Origin of the sequence: Thalassolituus sp. UBA2009 (genome assembly GCF_002335285.1) — a bacterium.
GTDB lineage: Bacteria > Pseudomonadota > Gammaproteobacteria > Pseudomonadales > Oceanobacteraceae > Venatoribacter > Venatoribacter alkanivorans.
In genome coordinates this window covers 1-5,949 of record NZ_DDCJ01000004.1, presented here as the reverse complement: position 1 = coordinate 5,949, position 5,949 = coordinate 1, and the positions used below count along the sequence as shown (strand labels likewise).

6 protein-coding genes and 1 pseudogene are annotated in these 5,949 nt (G+C 51.4%); 3 read left to right on the top strand and 4 right to left on the bottom strand.

The genetic code is table 11. The features are described from left to right. From B3P58_RS00265 to B3P58_RS00255, 3 genes and pseudogenes are all read right to left on the bottom strand, one after another. Window positions 1-344 (bottom strand): annotated as a pseudogene (locus tag B3P58_RS00265) (cell filamentation protein Fic); the annotation flags it as partial. Between the two features lie 325 nt (window positions 345-669). Beyond that, window positions 670-1,089, bottom strand: coding sequence for a hypothetical protein (locus B3P58_RS00260; RefSeq protein WP_286715090.1), 420 nt, complete (start codon window positions 1,087-1,089; stop codon window positions 670-672). Beyond that, window positions 1,086-1,703: a hypothetical protein gene (locus tag B3P58_RS00255; RefSeq protein ID WP_286715087.1), complete on the bottom strand. Its 618-nt coding sequence runs from the start codon at window positions 1,701-1,703 to the stop codon at window positions 1,086-1,088. The genes B3P58_RS00260 and B3P58_RS00255 overlap by 4 nt, the downstream gene beginning before the upstream one ends. 169 nt (window positions 1,704-1,872) lie before the next feature. Between B3P58_RS00255 and B3P58_RS00250 the strand changes: the two genes are divergently transcribed. The 3 genes from B3P58_RS00250 (at window position 1,873) to B3P58_RS00240 (ending at window position 5,685) form a co-directional block, all read left to right on the top strand. Beyond that, the gene (locus B3P58_RS00250; protein ID WP_145466013.1) at window positions 1,873-2,481 is read left to right on the top strand and encodes a TetR/AcrR family transcriptional regulator; all 609 of its coding nucleotides are present in this window, start codon (window positions 1,873-1,875) and stop codon (window positions 2,479-2,481) included. A gap of 390 nt (window positions 2,482-2,871) precedes the next feature. Continuing rightward, window positions 2,872-4,830: a metallophosphoesterase family protein gene (locus tag B3P58_RS00245; protein ID WP_286715081.1), complete on the top strand. Its 1,959-nt coding sequence runs from the start codon at window positions 2,872-2,874 to the stop codon at window positions 4,828-4,830. A 297-nt stretch (window positions 4,831-5,127) separates the two neighbouring features. Then, the gene (locus B3P58_RS00240) at window positions 5,128-5,685 is read left to right on the top strand and encodes a GNAT family N-acetyltransferase (protein ID WP_286715080.1); all 558 of its coding nucleotides are present in this window, start codon (window positions 5,128-5,130) and stop codon (window positions 5,683-5,685) included. A 40-nt stretch (window positions 5,686-5,725) separates the two neighbouring features. Here the strand turns inward: B3P58_RS00240 and B3P58_RS00235 are convergent. Next, on the bottom strand, window positions 5,726-5,949 hold a 224-nt coding region (locus B3P58_RS00235; protein WP_286715077.1), incomplete at its 5' end, for a hypothetical protein.

Sequence of the window (5,949 nt, the reverse complement as noted above, 5' to 3'; positions counted from 1 at the left end):
TTGGGCGAGCGCACCAGCAACTGGGCAGGCACGGTTCGGTCGCCAATGTGCAGGCTGAGGGATTGTTCCGGCGACAGGCACCAGTCACTCCCGAGTCGCTCGTTGAGATAATCGGCACAGAACGCCCAGAATGAGGTGTACCAGGAGGTCGTATCGCCGGGCGACTCATCCGGCGCAGAGGGAATGTACCAGCCTTTGATCACCTCTTTGATAAAGCCGTATTTCAGCAGACGCTCACGGTGGACACGGCTGAGCTGCGCCGAGCGGATAGCGGTAACGCCCTGATCCTGAAGGATTTTAAGCTGCTCTAACGAGTTTGCGAGCTTCTGCGATACATCATTCATAACACCACCGTCAGCGTATTCTGCTTTGCGGTTTATAGCTTATCATGCATTGTAATTTATAGCTTATTATGTATTACGATTTACAGCTTATTGTGCATTACGGTTTATAGCTTATTGTGCTGATCAATGCTTTTCTCGTTCCCATGCTCCGAGTGGGAATGCAACTCCGTAAGCAAAGACTCCCACGCAGAGCGTGGGAGCCAGATGTTCAGCCTTCCGCCCGTAACTCGTTCCCATGCTCCGCGTGGGAATGCAACTGAGCCAGCCAGGGCTACCACGCAGAGCATGGGAGCCAGATGAGCCCGCATCCATAAGCCATTCGCCTTCAGTCTTCCGCCCGTCGCCACAGATTAAACACCGCATTATCTGCCGAGCCCATAGCCATAATAAACGTCTGAAAATCGATACCGGCAAAGTGCTTTTCCAGCATGAGCAGTATCTGCTCTTCCCCTTTAATGCCCTGCGGTAAATACACCGGCTTCTCTTCATTGTTCAGGTAAAAGCACCACCAGACATCTTCCTGCCACGGGCCCTGATCGGTGGTGATAATGTCGATCTGTTCTACGGCGCTGAAAGCAATATCCCGCTCGCGGCCATTGCCCTGGGTTATATGCATACCGCTGTCGCTGAACTGCACGCTCTCCTGCGCACTTTTCTGCACTATCTCCTGCAAACCAGACCCGCTCACCGCTTTACCATTAACCGCGCGCTGCCAGCCGTCGCTGATTTTTTTAAAAAGGCTCATAACCATTCCTCCAGTTCCCAGTGAATATTGGCGCGGGCAAGCTGCTCGCTGTGCTGTCTGAAATACGGGCTGGAGAAGATCCATTCGCGTTCTAAAAATTCCTGCAGAAAACGGCGGCGGCCAAAGCGGTAAACAAAGTCGGGCAGAAAATATTCTTTGCGGCACTGGCTGGCATAAGCACGGTAGGCTGCAGGTTCGGCGGCCAGTATCGACAGGTCGATATCCATAAACAGCTGCACATCACTGTCGGCCTGATACTTATGCGTACGGGTTGCCAGAATCAGGTGTTCGGCTTTGGCGATCACCGCTTCAGGAACCGCCAGCGGCTGAAGATATTCACGTGCCAGTGCCGCACTCAGCTCTTCGCTATTGCCTTTGTTCTGCTGAATCAGATCGTGAAACCAGATGGCAAAGAAGAACGCGGGCCAGTCTGCTATCGCCGCGCGCTGTTGCTGCGCCAGCTCCAGCATCTGCCGGATATGGCCAATGCCGTGGTAGAAGCGCTGCGCGCCGCTGTAGCTGCTCTGCAGCAGGTTAAACACCTGCTGGCAGGCCTGACGGTCGGCCCCCCACTGCTGCGCCTGTTGCTGCCATTGCTCGCTGAGTTGTTGCATCGCTGTTCTCCTTACCATTTTCTCTGGCGTGTTCTCTCCGGCGCTTTCGCTCTGCCAGTCACACCTTATAAATTGGTTGGTCAACCAACTTAAGTCCAAGATAGGTTATCCACTTCCCTGCCGTCAAGTATTTTGGTTGAATAACCAAAATACTTATCCGGGACCCACCATGGCCAGACCGTCCAATACCGGGCACCGCCGCCAGGAAATCGTCAACGGCCTGATGCAGGCCATGGCCGACAAGGGCTACGAAAAGGCCTCCATTCAGAGCATTGCCAAGGCGGCGGGCTTATCGCCGGGGCTGATTCATTATCACTTCAAAACCAAGCAGGAGATTCTGATAGCACTGATTCATCAGATCAGCGAGCAGGCCGCGCAGCGTTTTACCCTGCTGGCAGACGCCGCCGGGAATGCCCAACAACAGCTGGATGCCTATATCGACGCCGCACTGGCGTTAGGTGATGGCAGCAACCCGGAGGCGGTAACCGCCTGGGTCATTATTGGCGCAGAGGCTGTGCGTATTGAGGAAGTGCGCGCGCTGTATCAGCAGATTATCCGCCAGCACAGCCAGCAGCTCAGCGAATTATTACAGCAGGCGGCGGCAGAGAATGGCGTAACGCTTAGCCCGTCACAAACGGCAGATATCGCCACCTTTGTGATCGCCAGTATCGAGGGCAGTTACCAGCTGGCCACCACAGCCCCGGCAGCTAACCCGGGTTATGCGGCCCGTTTACTGAAGCAGGCGCTCACAGGTATGTTGCAGGCAAATAATTCATAAGCCGAACCACTCAGCGTACGGATGCGCCAATATACGCCTGAAGTTATATTGCAGTAATATGCACTGCGGCGTTTTATTGCAGAAAATCTGCGAAAAATACTGTTCCGGAATTTTGCATGTTTTTTATTAATATCATCATCAACCCTTAACAATCAGGTGATTTTCAGTAAAAAAACGGCCATTAATGACCGGATTGAAATACTACCGACCCACTCAATAAAAAAACCATCTGCTTAAAAATAATAGCAAGCCATTAACGGAGCCATTCTGAAACCATTTGAAACCTGAAGAAAACATTATTTCGCTGAGATTTTGTTTATATTAAAACTGTCACGCCATATTAATAAACAAGCCTCTCAATGCGTCCTTCAATTAAGAAGGAGTCCACCTGTGAAATCACCCCACTTACTTATCCCGCTGGCGCTGATAGGCAGCAGTTTGCTGACTGGCTGTAATGACGATTCATCCAATAAACCGGACACCACCGCCGTCGTTGTCGATGAAAAACACTACCAACCTTTTACCATTGGCCTGCTGCCTGACACTCAGGGTGGCAGTGATGCCTCCGGCCAGGCTCATGTAGCCCTGCACCCATTGCGCGAAGTATTAAAGCATCAGTCAGCGGCAGGCGCTGATATGGTTATTGCGTTAGGTGATCTGACCGATAAAGGATCGGCCGTTGAATGGCAGGAATGGACATCCGTAGCCAAAACCTATCGTGATCAGGGGATGGAGTTTTTACCGGTTATGGGTAATCACGAAATGAACTACAGCTACACCCATGCCTGGGTGGAAACAATGCGGGATTATATTCCTGAAGATGCGGTTCATATGCCAGGCTACGAGTGGATCAATTATTATGTCGTGCGCGAAAATGTTCTGGTTATCGGCCTTGCTTATTACAACCTGCCGATTGCTATCGACTGGATTGAAGAAACATTAGAAAAAACCGCCGGGCAAGTCGATCACGTGATTGTTGCCAGCCACGATGGTCTGATTGGTGCAAAGTACGGCCTCACCCGCGAACAGATTGTTGAAGGCACCAAAGACGATGACTGGGTATATGCTGTTGCTGATCAGATCCGTGCGTTGTTTTCACAACACGATGTTATTTATGTACAAGGGCATGAGCATCAATATCAGCGCTCATTAATTGCCAAAGATACAGCGCAAACCACTTTTCCGTCCGGCTCAACACCTTCCGGCGGTAATTACCGTATGAACGCTTACACGCAGATCATGGCGGGCAATGCATCCTATAAAGGCTACGAATTCCGCTATGGCGAACGTGAATTGGTGCAGATGATTATTGCACAGAAAAATGCGACCAAAAGCGGTGGTTCAACCCACTTTGACGTAAATTCCGGGCTGCTGCATTTTGATAACGACCGGGTTAATTATCAGGGATATTTTGCCGAACATACCGCCACCAGCAATAACAGCGATCAGGCCTTTACCGCCGACTGGCAATTGCATGATCAGTTCACCCGCACCGGCAACCGCTGTGAAACCGTGGTGTATCCAAACAGCATTCCTGATGGCACCCGCTCGGTAATGGTTTTCCAGCCAGATTACATCACGGATATTTGTCTGGCAGATGACGGCTCTGTGGCACGCCTCGCCGGTGGTGTGAATAACACCTTTAACCGTACCGATACCCGTGGCCGGGATATGGAATATATGCCCGGTTTTTCACGTGCAGAAACGCTGACCGATCTTACCCGCCTGGCGTATCAGTGGATGTATCAGTTTCATGAGAGCTGGACTCCTAACCTGAACGGTGAACAGCGGATTATTCCTAATACCGTTGATAATGTGCTGGATATTCCGGAAACCACTATTGATCTGAAAGAGCATATAACCCTGAGTTGGACACCGGCAACCACTGATACCCTGTCCGATATTCTGATTGTCAGTGGTACGCAAAACCAGACCGGCGTTTATCAGGGCGATTATGGTGAAACCAAAGATATCCTCACAGACGCAGGCCTGCCCGGTTCGACCACCGATGCATCATCCGCCAAAACACCGGTTGTTCTGCCGGCCAGCGCAACACGCAACTGGAATATCAGCGATGCTGTTGCCGACGCTTACGCGGTTGAATTTAAAGGGGCAGAAAATCTGACCGCTGATAATGCTCAGCTTGCCAGCCTGAAAGCCAGCCAATGGCAACCACTGACCAGCGGCAATTGTGTAACCGCTGGCCGTTGGCTGAAAAGCTACCTGCAAACGCCACCGGTCCGCCCGGCAGAATGTGCCAGTCAACCACTGGTAGGCTACGATGCCGGCGAAAATACCTGGTGGACGGTTCTGAACCGGGATGCCGAACTGGCACTGATCACTCTCTGATACCTGTATCTTGCACAATACAGAAACAGACCTCAGCGGCCTGCCGCTGAGGTCTTTTTTTAATTCGTTTCCATACCCCGCGTAGCTCGTTTCCATGCTCCGTATAACTCGTTCCCATGCTCCGCGTGGGAATGCAATTCCGTAAAGACTACCACGCAGAGCGTGGGAGCCAGGTGATACTCCGCGTGGGAGCCAGGTGATGTATTTTTCGCTGTATTATCTGACACCTGTTTTATACGCTGGCAAAAAATACCCCATCCGCTAACATGGCCGATTGTTTATTCACTGCGCTGTTTTATGTCTTCGTTACGCCCCGCTCTCATAACCGATATTCCGGAAATTCTGCGCATTCAGGCGCTGTGCTACACCAGCATCGAGCCTGAGAGAGCCGAAGCTTTTATTAATAAATTACAGCAGGCACCCGGCTGTGCTTTTGTTGTTGAAGATAAAAACGACATTATTAAAGATGCGGGCAACAATAGTGATGCAGAGATAAAAGAAAACGGAAAATTACTGGCCTATTTATTTGCCCTGCCAATCCGCACAGAACAGCCACCCGCGCTGGATGCCGATGATTTTATCGTGCCACCGGAGGCTGATTGTTTGTATCTGCATGATTTAGCCATTGATCCCTCCGCGCGCGGCCTGGGTTTAAGTTCACCACTGCTGGAGGCATTTTTTAATACTGCCAGAGCGCGGTGTTTTACCCAGACCAGCCTGATTGCCATTCAGAATTCGGTGCCGTTCTGGCAGCGTTATGGTTTTCATAACCGCCATCCGCTGTCACAGCAGCCGGAGCTGCAGGCCAGAATCAGCGTCTATGGCGAAGCCGCTTATCTGACCTGCGCGCTTTGATATAACCGATACCGGATTAAGCCGGATTCATGCTTCGGCTTTAAGGGTCGGTTTGCGGTTCGGTTTGCGGATCAGAGTGACACTCGGAACAGGATTCCTGCAGCCAGACATCATCCGTCTGCTGATCCTTGTCAGACGCCGGCTGATCGTTATCTGCACCGGGAAATGCAACCCCATACAACGCCTGCAGCACAGAGAAATCCATAATTATATCCGAGCGGTTACTGCTGACTGAGCGCCGGTTCTGCGAGCGCATGGAATATT